Source organism: Candidatus Bathyarchaeia archaeon (assembly GCA_038882715.1).
Lineage (GTDB): Archaea > Thermoproteota > Bathyarchaeia > Bathyarchaeales > DTEX01 > DTEX01.
In genome coordinates this window covers 190126-205630 of sequence record JAVZNR010000001.1, presented here as the reverse complement: position 1 = coordinate 205630, position 15505 = coordinate 190126, and the positions used below count along the sequence as shown (strand labels likewise).

At 45.1% G+C, this 15505-nt stretch carries 16 protein-coding genes; 7 read left to right on the top strand and 9 right to left on the bottom strand.

Annotated elements, in window-relative coordinates:
- Position 1 precedes the first annotated feature (1 nt).
- From QXR61_01055 to thsB, 3 genes are all read right to left on the bottom strand, one after another.
- Entirely contained in the window at positions 2-679 is a 678-nt protein-coding gene (locus QXR61_01055; protein MEM3756542.1) for a phenylalanine--tRNA ligase beta subunit-related protein, read from the bottom strand.
- A 50-nt stretch (positions 680-729) separates the two neighbouring features.
- Complete coding sequence (locus QXR61_01050; protein MEM3756541.1) at positions 730-1743, bottom strand: radical SAM protein; 1014 nt, start codon at positions 1741-1743, stop codon at positions 730-732.
- 82 nt (positions 1744-1825) lie between these two features.
- Entirely contained in the window at positions 1826-3463 is a 1638-nt protein-coding gene (thsB, locus tag QXR61_01045; GenBank protein ID MEM3756540.1) for a thermosome subunit beta, read from the bottom strand.
- A gap of 133 nt (positions 3464-3596) precedes the next feature.
- Between thsB and QXR61_01040 the strand changes: the two genes are divergently transcribed.
- The 3 genes from QXR61_01040 to QXR61_01030 are packed head-to-tail and all read left to right on the top strand — an operon-like array spanning position 3597 to position 5231.
- Positions 3597-4217: a hypothetical protein gene (locus tag QXR61_01040; GenBank protein MEM3756539.1), complete on the top strand. Its 621-nt coding sequence runs from the start codon at positions 3597-3599 to the stop codon at positions 4215-4217.
- A 48-nt stretch (positions 4218-4265) separates the two neighbouring features.
- Entirely contained in the window at positions 4266-4700 is a 435-nt protein-coding gene (gene moaC, locus QXR61_01035; GenBank protein ID MEM3756538.1) for a cyclic pyranopterin monophosphate synthase MoaC, read from the top strand.
- Positions 4701-5231 (top strand): molybdenum cofactor biosynthesis protein B, encoded by a 531-nt coding sequence (locus tag QXR61_01030; protein MEM3756537.1) that lies wholly within the window; start codon positions 4701-4703, stop codon positions 5229-5231.
- Positions 5232-5241: 10 nt separating this feature from the next.
- On the opposite strand, the gene QXR61_01025 is transcribed toward QXR61_01030, so the two are convergent.
- The 3 genes from QXR61_01025 to QXR61_01015 form a co-directional block, all read right to left on the bottom strand.
- Positions 5242-6480 carry a replication factor C large subunit gene (locus QXR61_01025; GenBank protein MEM3756536.1) on the bottom strand — a complete coding sequence of 413 codons (1239 nt, stop codon included), beginning with the start codon at positions 6478-6480 and terminating at the stop codon, positions 5242-5244.
- A 13-nt stretch (positions 6481-6493) separates the two neighbouring features.
- A complete protein-coding gene (locus QXR61_01020) occupies positions 6494-7456 on the bottom strand; it encodes a replication factor C small subunit (GenBank protein ID MEM3756535.1) in 963 nt (320 codons plus the stop codon).
- A 120-nt stretch (positions 7457-7576) separates the two neighbouring features.
- Positions 7577-8224: a zinc ribbon domain-containing protein gene (locus QXR61_01015; GenBank protein ID MEM3756534.1), complete on the bottom strand. Its 648-nt coding sequence runs from the start codon at positions 8222-8224 to the stop codon at positions 7577-7579.
- A gap of 116 nt (positions 8225-8340) precedes the next feature.
- Between QXR61_01015 and QXR61_01010 the strand changes: the two genes are divergently transcribed.
- The 4 genes from QXR61_01010 to QXR61_00995 all read left to right on the top strand — a co-directional run bounded on the left by QXR61_01010 (position 8341) and on the right by QXR61_00995 (position 12626).
- Positions 8341-8607 carry a hypothetical protein gene (locus QXR61_01010; GenBank protein MEM3756533.1) on the top strand — a complete coding sequence of 89 codons (267 nt, stop codon included), beginning with the start codon at positions 8341-8343 and terminating at the stop codon, positions 8605-8607.
- 29 nt (positions 8608-8636) lie between these two features.
- The gene (locus QXR61_01005) at positions 8637-9626 is read left to right on the top strand and encodes a hypothetical protein (GenBank protein ID MEM3756532.1); all 990 of its coding nucleotides are present in this window, start codon (positions 8637-8639) and stop codon (positions 9624-9626) included.
- 262 nt (positions 9627-9888) lie between these two features.
- Entirely contained in the window at positions 9889-11280 is a 1392-nt protein-coding gene (locus QXR61_01000) for a TldD/PmbA family protein (GenBank protein ID MEM3756531.1), read from the top strand.
- A 2-nt stretch (positions 11281-11282) separates the two neighbouring features.
- Positions 11283-12626, top strand: coding sequence for a TldD/PmbA family protein (locus QXR61_00995; protein ID MEM3756530.1), 1344 nt, complete (start codon positions 11283-11285; stop codon positions 12624-12626).
- Between the two features lie 37 nt (positions 12627-12663).
- On the opposite strand, the gene QXR61_00990 is transcribed toward QXR61_00995, so the two are convergent.
- Genes QXR61_00990 through QXR61_00980 form a run of 3 tightly spaced genes read right to left on the bottom strand, consistent with a single transcriptional unit; the run spans position 12664 to position 15466 of the window.
- Positions 12664-13599 (bottom strand): methylenetetrahydrofolate reductase, encoded by a 936-nt coding sequence (locus tag QXR61_00990; GenBank protein ID MEM3756529.1) that lies wholly within the window; start codon positions 13597-13599, stop codon positions 12664-12666.
- Between the two features lie 2 nt (positions 13600-13601).
- The gene (locus QXR61_00985) at positions 13602-14294 is read right to left on the bottom strand and encodes a methylenetetrahydrofolate reductase C-terminal domain-containing protein (protein ID MEM3756528.1); all 693 of its coding nucleotides are present in this window, start codon (positions 14292-14294) and stop codon (positions 13602-13604) included.
- Entirely contained in the window at positions 14291-15466 is a 1176-nt protein-coding gene (locus QXR61_00980; GenBank protein MEM3756527.1) for a hydrogenase iron-sulfur subunit, read from the bottom strand. Before QXR61_00980 ends, QXR61_00985 begins: the two co-directional genes overlap by 4 nt.
- Between the last annotated feature and the right edge of the window lie 39 nt (positions 15467-15505).

Genomic DNA, 15505 nt, shown 5'->3' with positions numbered 1-15505 from the left:
TCTACTCGACCTCTACGGGTTTAGCGGATCCCCCGCAAAATTTAATTATTAAACCCATAGTAATACTCATCGCTTCCAGAAGCATGTTTTCGCTTATGCCTGGAACCCCGCAGAAAACTAGCAGGGCTTTTTGAGTTGCTTCAGTTATTTTTGTGCGTTCAGAGTCTCTATGCGGGTAGATAACTATTGGACCCACGTTATCCGAAAGTACCATTTCGCATCCTTTAAGCGTGATAGGGTTGCTCATACCTATTCCGCGAAAAACTTCGCCTTCACTCGCATACCTTATAGCTATAAGTTCTCCGGAAACCTTATCTATATCGAACGATCCTATTGCAACTTCAGATTTCAAAGAAGCTAGGTTAAGCGAGTCAACGAACGTATTAATTTTAGGCAGCGGATTATTTAGGAGCACCCTTCTTATTAAGGCTTCTGCAGCCGGCCTACTTTTAGTTGGATCTATCCCGATTCTCCAGAAGAATTCCCTATAGGCCTTAACGCTTGGTATATCTTTAAGCAAATCAACCTTGTACTTGGATTTAACCTCCCTAATGGTTTCAGCCTTCAACAGATCAAGATCTGGATCATCCTTTTTAACCTTTAGATTTTCTACGGTGGCGGCTAGAACCTTTAGGTCCGGAAAATCCGCCCTAATTTTCCTATCGATATATATGCGCATGGCCTAAACCACCGGGAAGCCGCTATTGCTTAAATATTATCCTTCATAAGTCAAGTTATGGGTTCGGCGACAAAAATGTTATCCTTGCTGGATAATATGCGGGCTTTAACCTTTGACCCGACTGGAATATCTTCAGCGTTTATTAGCGTTATGCTTCTGTCGCATTTCTCTGTTATGGCCAATGCTTCTCCTCTAAGCCACCCGGGTCCAACAACTTTAACTCGAATGACTTCAAAGAGCCTATATGGCTTTGGAAGCGCTGGGCGCTTATGTATCCCGAAGTCCTCAGGCCTTAAAATAAGTTTGACTCCAAACTCGTTTTCCCAGCGCCTAAGCTGCTCATAAAACTTTCTCCACGACATTGGCTTAACACCCCTGATTTTTCGTCCGTGCTTATGAATGAGATATTTTTGTATGCCTAATGGTGGGAACTTTTTCCCGGCTCCGATCTTCTTTGCAAGCTCAATTATTTTTGGTATTTCGAAATCGTTTATTCCCGGAATCCAAACTGGCGCAATAAGCAGATCAATCTTCGTGTTTGAGACTATATAATGCATTAAATCGACGATTCTTGATGGATCATACCATTCTGTTCCAGAAAGTTTTCTCGCCAAATCGGGGCCTAAAGCATCTATCGAGAGGTTTATTCTTGTTAATCCGGCTTCTGAAAGATCGACAAGAATCTTCTCGGTTAATGTTGACCCGTGAGTCTGCATTGAAATAACCTTGACACCTTTAACGTTATTTAAGCCGGAAACCAAGTCAACTATTCGCGGATACGTTACTGGGTCTCCTACAGTGTCAATATGAGCCTCTATGTCGCATTCGCCTTTGAAGGCGGCGACTCTTTTAAACCAATCGATAAGATAATCTAGCGGAACAATATATTCAGTGCGCCTACGCTTTGACTTCGGGCCTGCATCCGTCGAGCAAAAGATACATGAGAGTGGGCACGTCGTGATCGGGCGAACTTGAATAAGGTTTGTTCCCCTATCAATTAAGCCAAACGCTATGCACCCTAAAAGCGGAATGGGTTCAGAAACCTCAAAAACCTCTCTAACCATGAGGTATTCATGCCCTAAAACTGAAAATAAACACGAAATATTAATTAAAAAATAGAGAAGCGGAACTTAAACACATTACTTTTTACTCAAATTCTCCGCCATAGCCTTCTGGTCCCTTAGGTGTTTTCGGCATCTTTGTTTTCCCTGCGGCTATTACATCGTCTATCTTCAGTATCATTGTCGCGGCCTCTACAGCCGACTTAATTATCTGCCTTTTGACGGCGAGCGGCTCATAAACATCTATTTCACGCATATCCCTAACCTTACCGGCGTTAACGTCTACGCCAGCCCATGTTTCACCCCTCTCATGCCTAGCCCTAAGCTCCGATAAAATGTCTATTGGATCCAGCCCAGCGTTCTCGGCCAGCGCTGTGGGAATAACCTCTATCGCGTCGGCGAAGCTCTGCGCTGCCAGCTGCTCCCTGCCCGGCAGGGACTGCGCGTATTCTCTAATCGCCCTCGCAACCTCTATTTCAGGGGCTCCTCCGCCAGCCAGTATCTTGGGCTCCTGGACAACGTCTCTGACGACGCATAAAGCGTCATGTATCGAGCGCTCAGCCTCGTCAACTATGCGTTCGCTTCCGCCTCTAACGAGTATCGCTACGGCCTTAAGGTTCCTGCAGCCCTCGACGAAAACCATCTTGTCCTCGCCTATCTTACGCTCCTCAACCAGCTCAGCGTACCCGAGGTCTTCTGGCTTAAGGTCCTCCAGGTTCGTGACTACGCGTCCGCCAGTAGCCTTAGCCAGCTTCTCCATATCGGACTTCTTCGCGCGCCTAACCGCCAGTATGCCCCTCCTAGCCAGGAAGTGCTGAGCCATATCGTCTATGCCCTTCTGGCATATAACCACGTTCGCTCCTACGCTGGCTATCTTCTCAACCATTCCGCGGAGCATGTTCTCCTCCTCGCGTAGGAAAGCCTCCATCTGCTCAGGCGTCTCAATATTTATCTTGGCGTCGAACTCCGTCTTCTCTATTTCAAGCGGGCAGTCCAATAGCGCTATCCTAGCCTTCTCGACGCGTTTAGGCATGCCTGGATGAACCACTTCCTTATCGATAACCAAGCCCTTAATCAGCTGCGTGTCCGCGACTGATTCGCCATGCTTCTTCTGGACGAGTATATCGTCTAAATCAGCCTTAAACTGGTCGCCTATCCTCTGCGCCACGTGGAGTATAGCCTCAACAGCTATGTCGGCCAGCCTATCCCTGTTCTCCGATACGAGCTTGCTGGCCATAGCCGTCATAGCAACCTTCTTTAAGGCGTCTCTATCCTGCGGGTCAACGCCTATAGCGATCTTCTCCAAGACTTCAAGCGCCTTGTCAGCCGCCTTACGGTAGCCGTCTATGATCACCGTCGGATGAATATTCTTGTTTAAGAGATCCTCAGCCCTATTAAGCAGCTCGCCTGCGAATACGACGACGCTCGTTGTTCCGTCGCCGACCTCCTTATCCTGAGCCTTAGCAACCTCAACCATCATCTTAGCGGCTGGATGCTCAACCTCCATCTCATCGAGAATCGTCTTACCATCATTAGTAATAGTCACATCGCCCAAACTATCAACAAGCATCTTATCCATACCCTTAGGACCCAAAGAGCTCCTAACAGCCTCCGCAATAACCCTAGCAGCCATAATATTATTATGCTGAGCCTCCCTACCCCTACTCCTCGTAGAACCCTCCTTCAATATCAAAACAGGAATTCTGCCTGAAACAGCTGCCATACTCGATCCCCTTCAAAGATATGTTTAAGCATAGCATACTCAAACAAACATCTTTTATATACTTTTCGATAGAGCTAGGCTCTTTGAAAGCTTTTATTTTCGAAGTAACCTATTTCAGTATATTGTGTGATGAATGTTGATAATTAAGGAGCTGGAATCAAAAACAGTTTATCTAGAAGACTTATTACAGAGGATTTCCGGTGAAATATTGGCTAATGTTCTCTATGAGAAAGCTTCTCCGGAGGAGCTGCTGGCCAAATCAGAAGATGAGGTAAATGCCGCGAGAAAAGCGGCTGAGGAGATGAGAGACTATATGCTTCTGCTTAAACCGGAGAAAGCCTCGTCGATAAGGAGAGCTTATAGAGAGTTTATGCAGCCAATAAACAGTTTTCTTGAAGTTCTAAAGAAGCAGGCTGAGCCGCGCCAAAACCTATCGAAGCAGGCGTTAGATTATTTGAGGAAAGCGGTTACAGAAGGGCAAGATTTCATCGAATTATCTAGGGATATAATTAAAAGCCCCTCGGAAACAATTCTTGAGATCTTAAGGCTCAAAGAGATATGTGAGGCTAAAGACTATATTTCAAGGGTTTCTATTCCAGAAGCCGTTCATGCGAGACTTGAATACTTCAGAAAGAGCATGGAGACCCTGAAAATAAACCTATCGCGCCTAGAGCAGTCAATTCAGGAATTGCTGATACAAATAGGCAGGGTTGAAGAGGAGATTTCAAGGTTTCAGCAACAGCGGTCACGATAAAAATAGAATAATGGTGGGCAATCAAAAAGTTGTTGCTGGTGCCAAAAAATGTCGATGGTGGATATAACCGCTAAAAGTGAAGTTTATCGCGAAGCTAAGGCACGTGGACAGATAAAGCTGAGATCCGAGACAATAAAGCTAATTAGAGAGGGAAGGGTTGAAAAGGGGGATCCATTATACACGGCTAAAATAGCCGGTATTCTGGCGGCAAAAAATACTTCGATGCTTATACCGCTCTGCCATCCAATCCCTATAACGAACGTTAATATTGACGTTAGGATCTTAGGCGAAAACATGATTGAAGTTGAATCCACGGTGAAGACGCGCGCCCAAACTGGGGTTGAAATGGAGGCTTTAGTTGCAACATCTATTGCGTTGCTGACAATATGGGATATGGTTAAACAATATGAAAAGGACGTAGATGGGCAGTACCCATACACTTTAATCCAAAACATATATGTCGTTAAGAAGGTGAAGGAGTAGTTGAGCGAAACCGCACTTAAACATAAGGCTGAAGCCCCTAAAACCCTAAACTTCGCCGTGATAACCTGCAGCACTTCACGGTATAAGGAATATGTTGAGACAAGGAAAATAAATGATCCGAGCGGCGATCTAATAGTTCAAATGCTTAAGGAGAATGGGCATAAGGTAACCCTACGGAAAATAGTTACAGATGACAAAGAGATGATTCAGAAAACAGTTATGAAAGCTTTAAAATCGCGTAAAGTCGATGCGATAATAATGTCAGGTGGAACAGGCATAAGCCCAAAAGACGTAACAATAGAGGCGGTTCAACCATTACTTGATAAGGAGATATCCGGCTTTGGCGAAATATTCAGAATGCTTAGCTACCAGAAAATAGGATCAGCAGCCATTTTAACGAGGTCGATAGCGGGAGTATCGGGCGGTAAAGCCGTATTCTGCTTACCCGGCTCACCGCAAAGCGTAGCTTTAGCGCTTAAGGAAATAATATTGCCTGAGGTTGGGCATATAATAATGCATGCGCGTGAATAATGAGCTCTCGCTAACCTGACATGCTAGATATGTAGGATACCATTTCTTCACTAAGATTTAACCACTTTGCTATTCTCTTACCGATTTTCGGGTTGTTTTGAAGAATTATTCGTAGGTACGGCAAAACTTCAACTATTGCACGTGAAGACGAAATATGACATTTTTTCCCAATCCTCCTGCCAATCTCCTCAAGTAATTCCCTCTCCTCTTTTGTGCTGGACGCTATTTTTATGCGCTCCGGAAATCTAAACGGGGTCCAGCCTGGGGATTTTTTGCTCCATGAGAACGCGACGCCACCCGTCATCAGGTCAGTGATGTAGCGGAGGAAAGACCAGTCCCCGGTCTCTTTAAGAATCCCGCGATAAATGTCCGCTTTTGCGAGGGCATCCATTGCGGCGGCGAGTTCAGGCGGGTTCTTAATGTGATATGGAATATTCTCGTATATCCATTCGAAAAGCATGTCTAAATCGACATCAGCCATATTTACAGCGTTTCTAGCCGTTATAGCGCTCTTCGCGTAGAAAATCATCCTTAAAACGTTAAATATCTCCTCTTTCCTATCGCGCACCGCCAGCCAAGAAACATCTTCGTATGTCAGCTTGTCCTTGCCCTGCGCTAATGCCTGAAGATCCAATATCGCCGATCTAACATCACCACCGCTTCTCTCCGCTATGAACCTTAAGGCCTTATCATCGGCAACGATGCCCTCCTTAACGCATATCCTCGCTAAATGCTTTGCAACCTCGGTTACGGAAAGCCTTTTGAACTCGACCATCAAGCAGAGATTTCTTAATGGCGTAAACCTAGGGTCATAAGCGTCGTTTGCAATCAATATAACTGGCATCCTTGTATTCCTTATCACATCCATTATCGCTGCTAATCCACCAGCGTCGGCCGAGCCAGTTAAACCGTCCACCTCATCAAACACTATGATTTTACTTCGGCCGAACAATGAGCCAAACTGTGAGGCTCTCCCAGCGAAGCGTTTAACAGCCTCTTCAGTCCTGTACGTGCTGGCGTCGCTCATAACCAACTCCATGTCGAGATCATTCGCTAAGGCTTCAACCGTTGCTGTCTTGCCAACGCCCGGCGGACCATATATGAACAGAGCCTTCTTCTCCGGCGCGCCCTTCTTCCAAGAATTTATCCACTCAAGGATTTTTCTTTTAGCCTCTTCGTTTCCTATAACCTCTGATATAGATTTAGGCTTGTACTTTAAAGTCCATGGAATATAAGGTGAAGAAAACATGGAAGGCACCATCTCATTTAGAGCTTCTCTTCATTTCGTAACCTGCCTCGACGAGTTTAGCGAGCAACGCGCTGAGCTGAACTTCCTCGGTTGCTCCTCGAACTAACCTATAGTCAGCTTCGCCGATAATGTCGGCTAACTTAACCTTCCAAATATCAGGGATATTTAATCGAAATGTTTCGCTGTGAATCTGCCTTATTATATCTGTCCCGGCGAGACCATATTTTCGAGTTAGCTCCCTAAGCTTATTCCTCGCAGAAATGAAGTCGCCGTTTAAAGCCATGAGCATCATTTCCCTAATATCTGCCGGGTTAGCTTTGCCGACGACAGCGTAAACTAGGTCCGCTGTCACCGTTTTACCGACTGAAGCCGCTGTCTGAAGAATATTCAGAGTTTTTCTTAAATCTCCTCCGCTGAGATCCAGTATGGCCTCTATACCGTCATCTGTGATCTCAACGTTCTCCTTTTCACATATATATTTGATTCTTTTCGTTACAGCTTCGGCTGGCAGATACGTGAATCTGAATGGGGCGCAGCGCGATTGGATAGGTTCAATTATCTTGCCGCTGTAGTTAGCTATCAATATGAAGCGTGCGGTCTCGCTATACCGCTCCATCGTTCGCCTTAAAGCTTGCTGAGCGTCATCAGTCATATTATCCGCTTCGTCCAGAATCAACAGTTTGAATGTTACTTCGCCTATAGGCTTTGTCCTAGCGAAAGTTTTTACAGTCTCCCTGATAACGTTTATGCCCCTCTCATCGCTAGCATTAAGCTCCATTATATACTCCCGATAGTTTTCGCCGTAAAGGTCATGTGCTAGGCAAAGGGCAGCGGTCGTCTTCCCGGTACCGGGCGGTCCAGCAAATATGCAGTGAGGAACATTTTTAGCCTTGACGAAGCTTTTGAGCCTAGCAACTATCTCCTCCTGGTCAACTATGTCATCTAATGTGCGCGGCCGATACTTTTCAGTCCACATCTCATAGCTCAAGCCGGACACCTTAAAATATAATAATTTTGATGGGAATATAAAAGCCGTTTTATCTTTTTAGAACATCGCTCCCATTGTATAATTTAAAGAACTTGAGGCAATCGCTTACTATCCGATTAGTCCACCTAAGCTAATTTTTATCATGGCGAATTCTATTATTGCCGCCAACAATAAAATTATTGAGCATATTGCAAGAATTACAGACATGGTTCTAAGCTCGTTCTTGAAACCATGTTTAGCTATGGAATACGCTAGTATGAAGCTCTCTGAGATTGCGAGAGCATAAGATATGTATTCCATCCAAGCAAACGGGTACAATAACGTAAGTGAAAGAAGAATGATTGGGTTCATCTTCATCGTAGTGGCAATTGCCGCGAAAACCCTTCCAGTGTTATAGAGGACGAAAAAACCCCATCCTGGCCCCACTATGGGGACAAACATTACTAACGTATGCATGAAATTATTGCCGAAAATTACTTGAACCCCAACTGTTTTTATGGCTGTCTCAAGAGTATCCATCTCTCTCTTTATGTTTGACGCTTCTAACGGGTCGACTTCCGCTAAAGCGCCAAAAACCGTTGCCGTAAAACAAAGTAATAAAGTTACTAAGAAGATTATGGTCCTTGCTTGCAATGTGCAAGACCATGCGGGTTCCATCCTTCTTAAAGTATCGCGGGTCGGAGCGCCGCAATTTGGGCAGAATCTAGCGCCTTTTTCTTCAGGCAATTTTGTGCCGCATACTGGACAGTATGACATGCTTCCACCAACTCAGCATTTTATCCAGTCTTATCATAGTTTTTAGCAGCCCTCCTTATTAACGGTTCTTCTTTAAATTTTAAGGATACGGTTTAAATATACCTGTTTTTAAGATTTTGGTGGTAGGTGATGATGAATCTGACCCTTCTGAGGGTATCTGTGATGTGGATCTTGAGTGCAGAGCCTACCCGGAAACGACGCGTTTTCCCTACAACTCTAATGTGAGGGATAAATGCTTGGAGGTGGAGTATCAAAGAGAGAGTGAACATAACGCTATTGTCATTATAAAATGTAGAAGGGAACAAGTTTTAGATATAATTGAGCATGTTAAGAGCCGTTTTCCAAACATTAGTGTCAGCTATGAGATTCCTTACGAAGAGTAGGATTAAATTGATGTTTATGGTGCGGGTAGATGAGCAGTAGCCTTAAAGAGATTCTGGTAGTACCAGTTGCCTATGAAAGTTTAGGCGTCAGATCTATGTGTACTTATGTTGAAACTCCAGACGTCAAAGTTTTATTAGATGCTGGCGTCTCACTTGGACCGAACCGTTATGGTCTTCCGCCTCACCCAAAGGAGTATGAAGCTCTCAGAAATAGGCGCGAAGAGATCATTAGATTTGCCGGGAAATCTGAAGTTATAACGGTAAGCCACTATCACTTTGATCACCATACGCCGTCCTTCACCGACTGGGCTTACAACTGGTGCTCTGCAGAGATAGCTGAGAAAATCTATAGAGGAAAATTTATCTTAGCAAAAAGTTATAGGGAGTATGCGAATTTTAGCCAGAGGCGTCGCGGATGGCTATTTGCCAAAACAAGCGGTGGATACGCTGAAAGGCTTGAGGTCGCTGATAATAGAACGTTTATGTTCGGCGACACATATATATCCTTCTCTAAACCAGTTTTTCATGGACCTGAAGGCTCCGATCTGGGATGGGTTATAATTTCAGTTATTAGGTATAAAGGTGAGCGTATTCTGTTTGCGCCGGATGTTCAGGGACCGATGTCGCAGGAAACACTATCTATAATTCTCAGGGAGGCTCCCCAAATGGCTATTATAGGCGGTCCGCCCATATATCTTGCGGACTTTAGGCTGAACCATAAGAACATAAATTCAGCTATAGAAAACTTGAAGATAATCGCTAAACATGTTCCAACAGTTATACTCGATCATCATCTATTACGGGATGCGGGCTGGAATAGTGTTATGAAAACGGTTATTGAATCTGCGGCAGATGTAAGCCACAAGGTTTTAACCTCCGCAGAATTTATGGGAAGAGAAAATTATCTCCTGGAAGCGTTCAGAAAAAGGCTCTATGCGGATGAGCCTCCATCGACAGATTTCATTAAGTGGTCAAAAAAGCCTTTAGCGGAGAGAAAAGTTACTCCGCCCCCAATTTAATTCTCGTTTTCATGTTTATAAAATGGTTCCGGGTTAAGTTAATCTATGTCTGGTGAAGTAATTTACATAAGCGGGGTTAAATCCTATATTGGGAAGAAGGTGCTCGTTAAATTTCAATCCTAGAAGCAAAACCCATTGATCGCTCTTCCCTTAGGCTCAGCAAAAACTTGCGGCAATTCTAGTTTGGATAAGATTCGTTAACCTTATATGGTCTCTTGGTCAGTAATCTATTATAATCGTTTAACACGGTTGGTGCCCATTTTTGAGGGATCTCCTTGAATCAATCGTTGAAAGCGGGTTAGCTAAAGGAGTCAGTTTTTGTGAAGTCAGATACTTCGAAGAGAGAAGTAGCAGTATAGGTGTTGAAAACGGCGTCGCAAAGGCTCTCTCTTCAGGAATTTTAAGGGGTATAGGGATAAGGGTTATTGTTAATGGACGTTGGGGGTTCGCGTCAACCAATGTTGTCACGAGGGAGAGCGCTGAGAGAACCTTAACAGATGCTATTGGATGCGCTAAATCTATAACGGCCCATTCTGGGGAGGAAGCAAAGATAATTGAGGTTGAACCCTCAGTTGATTTTATCAAACATGAGGTTAAGATTAATCCAGAAGACATTAGCCCCGAGGAGAAAGTTAAGAGGGTTCTTGAGCTGGAGAAGACTGCAAGGGCTTTCAGCGACAGAGTAAAAGACGTGTTTGTGAACTACAGAGATATCTTAACAAGAGTTATTACGTGCAATTCCTTTGGAACCTTCGTCGAGGAAATCGCTCCAAGAACACTTTTATCGTGCCGGGTAATAGCGAAGGAGGGCGATAACATGCAAGAAGGGTACGAAAGGGTTGGTAATGTCGCCGGGTACGAGTTGATTGAGAAAATTTCCGCGGAAGACTTCTCCCTTAAGGCTGCGAAAAGAGCTGTCAGCTTGCTGAGCGCACATCCTCCTCCGAGAGGCATGTATACGGTTGTTGTGGATCCTAAGGTTGGAGGCTTATTCATTCATGAGGCTATCGGACATAACAGTGAAGGCGATCTCGTTTTTAGTGGGGGGTCGATAATATCTGATAAGATGGGGCAGAAGATAGCGAGCGACCTTGTAACAATAATCGACGACCCGACGAGAGACGGATATGGACATTTCACTTATGATCATGAGGGGGTTAAGGCTAGACCTCACGTAATAATAAGAGACGGCGTTTTAGTTGGCTTTCTGCATTCGCTTGAATCTGCCGCTAAACTCGGCGGCAAACCAGAAGGAAGCGCTAGAGCCCAGTCGCATCACTATCCGCCTATTGTACGTATGTCAAATACTTATCTTGCTCCTAGAGATATGGCGCTTGAAGAACTGCTTGAGGATATCGAGTTTGGCATTTACTTATCCGGCTCCCAATATGGTTATGTTGAGTCGGAGAAAGGCCAGTTCACATGTAAGGTTGAGGAAGCATGGCTAATAAGGAAAGGCGAGCTCACAGAACATTTAAGGGACGTCGCCGTAAGCGGATTAACCCTTGAAGCTCTAAAAAATATAACCGCTGTGGGAAGAGACCTTAGTATAGAGATGCCTGGAATGTGCGGCAAATCTGGGCAGAGCATGTTTGTTGATGCTGGGGCACCACACTTTAGGATAGACGGCATAGTTGTCGGCGGGAGGAGATGAAGATGAGTGGAGTAGACATAATTACACCGGTTGAGAAGGCTGCTGTTCTCCTCTCCAGGTTCGACATAGACTTCTACGATGTGTTCGCATCCTGCTCTCGGGCTTTAAGCATCAGTATCCTTGGTAGGGGGATTAGGGAAGCATACTCAAGAGTGGATGTCGGCATAGGAGTTAGGGTCTTTAAAAATAGAGGTATGGGCGTAGCTTTCTCGCAAAGCCTAGAGGATGCCGACATAGAGGCAACGGTTAATAGGGCTGTTGGATTCGCTAGAGTTGCGCAGCCAGACCCATACTTTAAGGGTATACCTGGCCCGTCAAAAGCTCCCGAAGTTCCCGGATTATGCGATAGCGCAATAATCCACTTAACTCTCGAAGATGCTAGTAGAATCTCGAAAGATATGATTGATGCTGCTGAAGGGGTTCGGGGAGGCGCCATGTTTTTCGGCGGTTTTGGCGCGGGCTATGCTAAAGGATATTTAGTGGCATCAACTGGTGTTGCGGTTGAAATGGAAAAAACTTCAGCGTCAGCCTATCTTCAACCCATTTATAGAGAAGAGGGCGACGTGGGAAGCTCCTATGAGTTCGACTACGCTGTGTCGCTGCGAGAGATAGATCCATGCTGGATTGGAAGGCGGGCCGCTGAAAAAGCCATAGAGCAGTTTGGCTCTAGAAGGGTTGAAAGCGGCTTTCTACCATTAATCCTGCTCCCGGAAGCGTCCGGATCATTATTCTCAAGCCTACTCTCGGCGTTGTCTGGTGAATCAGCCGTTAAGGGGAGAACATTTGCCTCCAACACTTTGGGCAAGCAGATAGCTCCGGAAAACCTTGAGGTTCTTGACGATGGAACGGTTCCCGGAGCTATAGCGAGCAGCACGTATGATGGCGAAGGCGTTCCGAGAAGACCGCTAAAGGTTATAGAGAAGGGTATAGTCCTTTCATTCCTTCATAACTCTTATTCCGCTGGAATAATGAGCGTTGAGTCAACTGGTCACGCTATTAGAGGCGGCTACAGCGGGTACGTTGGAGCTGGACCGAGCAATATTAGAGTTAAGCCTGGGGAGAGCGCTTTAGACGAGATCATTTCTGAAACAAAGAGGGGTATTCTGGTTTTAAATGCGTCGTTCTCGCCCAACATGGTTTCAGGAGAGTTTTCGACAACCATCGATGAAGGTTTTCTAATAGAAGACGGTGTGAAAAAGCATCCCGTTAAGAACTTGATGGCTGGCGGACACATATTAGACCTGTTCAAGAATATTGGGGCCATATCTAAGGAGGGGCGGACATTCGGTAAAGGCCACTTCTTTCCGGCGATAAAAATTAAAGATGTGAAGCTTTCAGGAAAATAAAAGTGTGATTTATAACGAGCTATTTGCTCAGGTTTGGCTACATGCCTTCAACGCTCTCGATTAGCGGGCCGACGACCTCGGGGTAACCCACAGCCATTATATGTATGCCCCTACAGGGAGCCTTCTTTCTCACGGCCCTTATAAAGTCGGAGAAATATTCTATGTTATACTCGTCAATTTTCTTTCTTCGCTCTTTTCTGTCAGGTATCTCAGAGATCTTTTTGAGGTTCTCTAGAAACTCGGCTGGAACCTGAACTCCGGGAACATGCTTAGCGAAGTATTCGGCTTGACCATATGATCTTGGCGGAAATATTCCTATAAGAAACGCGGCATCTATGTGCTTAACGGCATCTAGGAAGTCTAGCGCCACATTAACATCAAAGACGACCTGTGTCTGGAAGAATTCCGCCCCAACTTCAGCTTTTCGCTCAATCTTCAGTACCTCGACTTCCAGCGGCTTAAAATTTGGGTTAGCCGCCGCTCCGATATTGAACTGTGGGCGTGGCCCATGAATTTCATTTCCATCGATATCCTTCCCCTCGTAGACCATCCTATGTATTAAATCTACAAGCTGTGTTCCATCTAAATCGTATACCGGCATAGCTGTCGGCATATCGCCTTGCCTAGTATGATCGCCGGTCAGCGCTAAAACGTTTCTTATGCCTAAAGCTGCAGCGCCCAACAAGTCTGAAACTAGCGCTAAGCGGTTTCTATCGCTGCATCTGAGTTGATATATCATCTCTAGCCCTGTTTCCCTCTGGATTATATAGCTTGCGACGAGGCTGCTTATGGCTCCTACGCTCTTCGGATTATCCGTAACATTCGCCGCAACTACTCTTCCGGTCTCCTTCAATGTTTTCGCCCAAGAGATGACTTCGGATAGATCTATTGACTTGTGGGGCTCCAGTTCCCCAGTATACACGAATCTCCCATCAAGTATATTCTTCATTAGATCAGAGAACGCTTGAACCATTCTCAAACAACCTCCAGAAGTCTCGGCGAGCTTGAAATGGCTCTATTCCTCGGGGGCCTATATTTTCTGAACAAATCTAACCTATTCAGCTTCTTCAGTCTTTGATACATTAGGTACCAGGCGCAGTCCTTAACAATAGTCTTTACAACCTTTCCAGATTCATCCCTTATTTCAAACGGAACCTCACATTTCCCATCAACACATCCACCGCAGGGCCCATTCAATATGCCCTTTGGGCAATTAGTTATTGGACATATGCCGCCAGTTTCCCCCAATAAACATTCCCCACAAGCCTTGCATTTCTCGTGCATCGTGCCGCCCTCTCTTTCTTGCGAGCCGACAAAGACGGTGTTTTGACCGGGGTAAACAGGGATTTCCGGAAAAACCTCCACTAGGGTTTGGACGCCGACGCCGCATGCAAGAGATAAGATGGCGTCGATGCCTTCCAGCTGGGGCGTTAAGGTTGTCGAGCATATGTGATTATCGCATTGCATAGATACGGTGGTAGCTCTGCATTTAAGGTTAGTTTTTCCCTTAATCTTAGCTCTCATCTCAATGAGCATGGCGTAGGTCATCGCTTCTCTCAACCCTCTTGGGGGCTGAGTACAGCCATCGCATCCAACAATAAGTATGCTCTCGTAAGGTAGGAGGAAGCCCAGTATTTCGTCTAAAGGTTTCTCTTTTACAATTATCATCTAGATCCCTCGATTAGAGACGCTATTCTATCCATGAATAATTTAATTTGATTATCAATCTCCCCTAAATATTTTGGCGATACAAAACATATTTCAAGTCTGTTTTCGAGGTTAACCTGTCTAAGGAGATTTTTAAGCGCGACTATATGCCTTTCAGCTAATTCATTGCCCCTCTCAAACTTGCACTCGCCTTTTTTACAGGCTACTACCAGAACACCGTCAAACCCCTCGTAGAAGGCTTGGAGAATATATAGCGGGCTAATCATGCTTGAGCATGGGATCTCAAAGAACACAATGCTCTCCTTGATATGGGCGCGATACTCATCCGGCGCGGGAAAGTTGGCCCAGTGGCAATAGAATACCGCTACCACCGGGCTACCGCTCCTTATTTTTACTTCGCTAATTAATGGGCGGTATTTAGAGATAGTCTCAAGAATTAAGTTGTTTTCAAAGCCCTCTAAGTTAATTGCAAGAGATGGGCAAACAGATACGCATGCGCCGCAGCCGGAGCAAGCAGCCTCATTGAGTTGTGCCACACCGGGCGACACAATCTTTATTGCCCTATTTGGGCATGTATACGCGCAGTTTCCACAGCCTATACACCTATACTTATTGATGTACGCTTTTATAGAGCTCCTCACAAAAGATAGCGCATTGTAATCTAATCCGATCTGGCTAAGCAGTTTTTGTAATAGTACTAGGCGAGATACGCTTATATCGCTTCCAACCTTAAATCGGCACTTATCATCCTCACAGGGCACAATCAATATCTTTTTCACGCCAGCCTCTATAGTTTTAAGCAAAAACTCTGGCGGTATGCGACCGACGCATGGTACATGTAATTGAGCGGAGTCATCTAATACTCCATTTTTCTTCAGGCTTTCTTTTAGCTCAGGTTTTATTATTGCCCCTCTACACATTAACAACAGGTTGTTTTTCCGCATCTTTTCAACATACTTGGAGAGTAAGGCAACCTTGTAGTAAGCTATGTCTATAGATGATGATGGGCAGGCGCTAAAGCATATACCGCAGACTTGGCACTTCTCTATGTCCAATATCACTTCTCCGGCTTCTCTATTGAGGTATATCGCCTCGAATGGGCATACTGAAGAACATATAATGCATCTGCTGCAATACTCATCACGTATCTTTACGCTTTTTTCGGTTAGCATTTGCATTCTCTCCATAACTACTGAGCGTAAATTTTTATC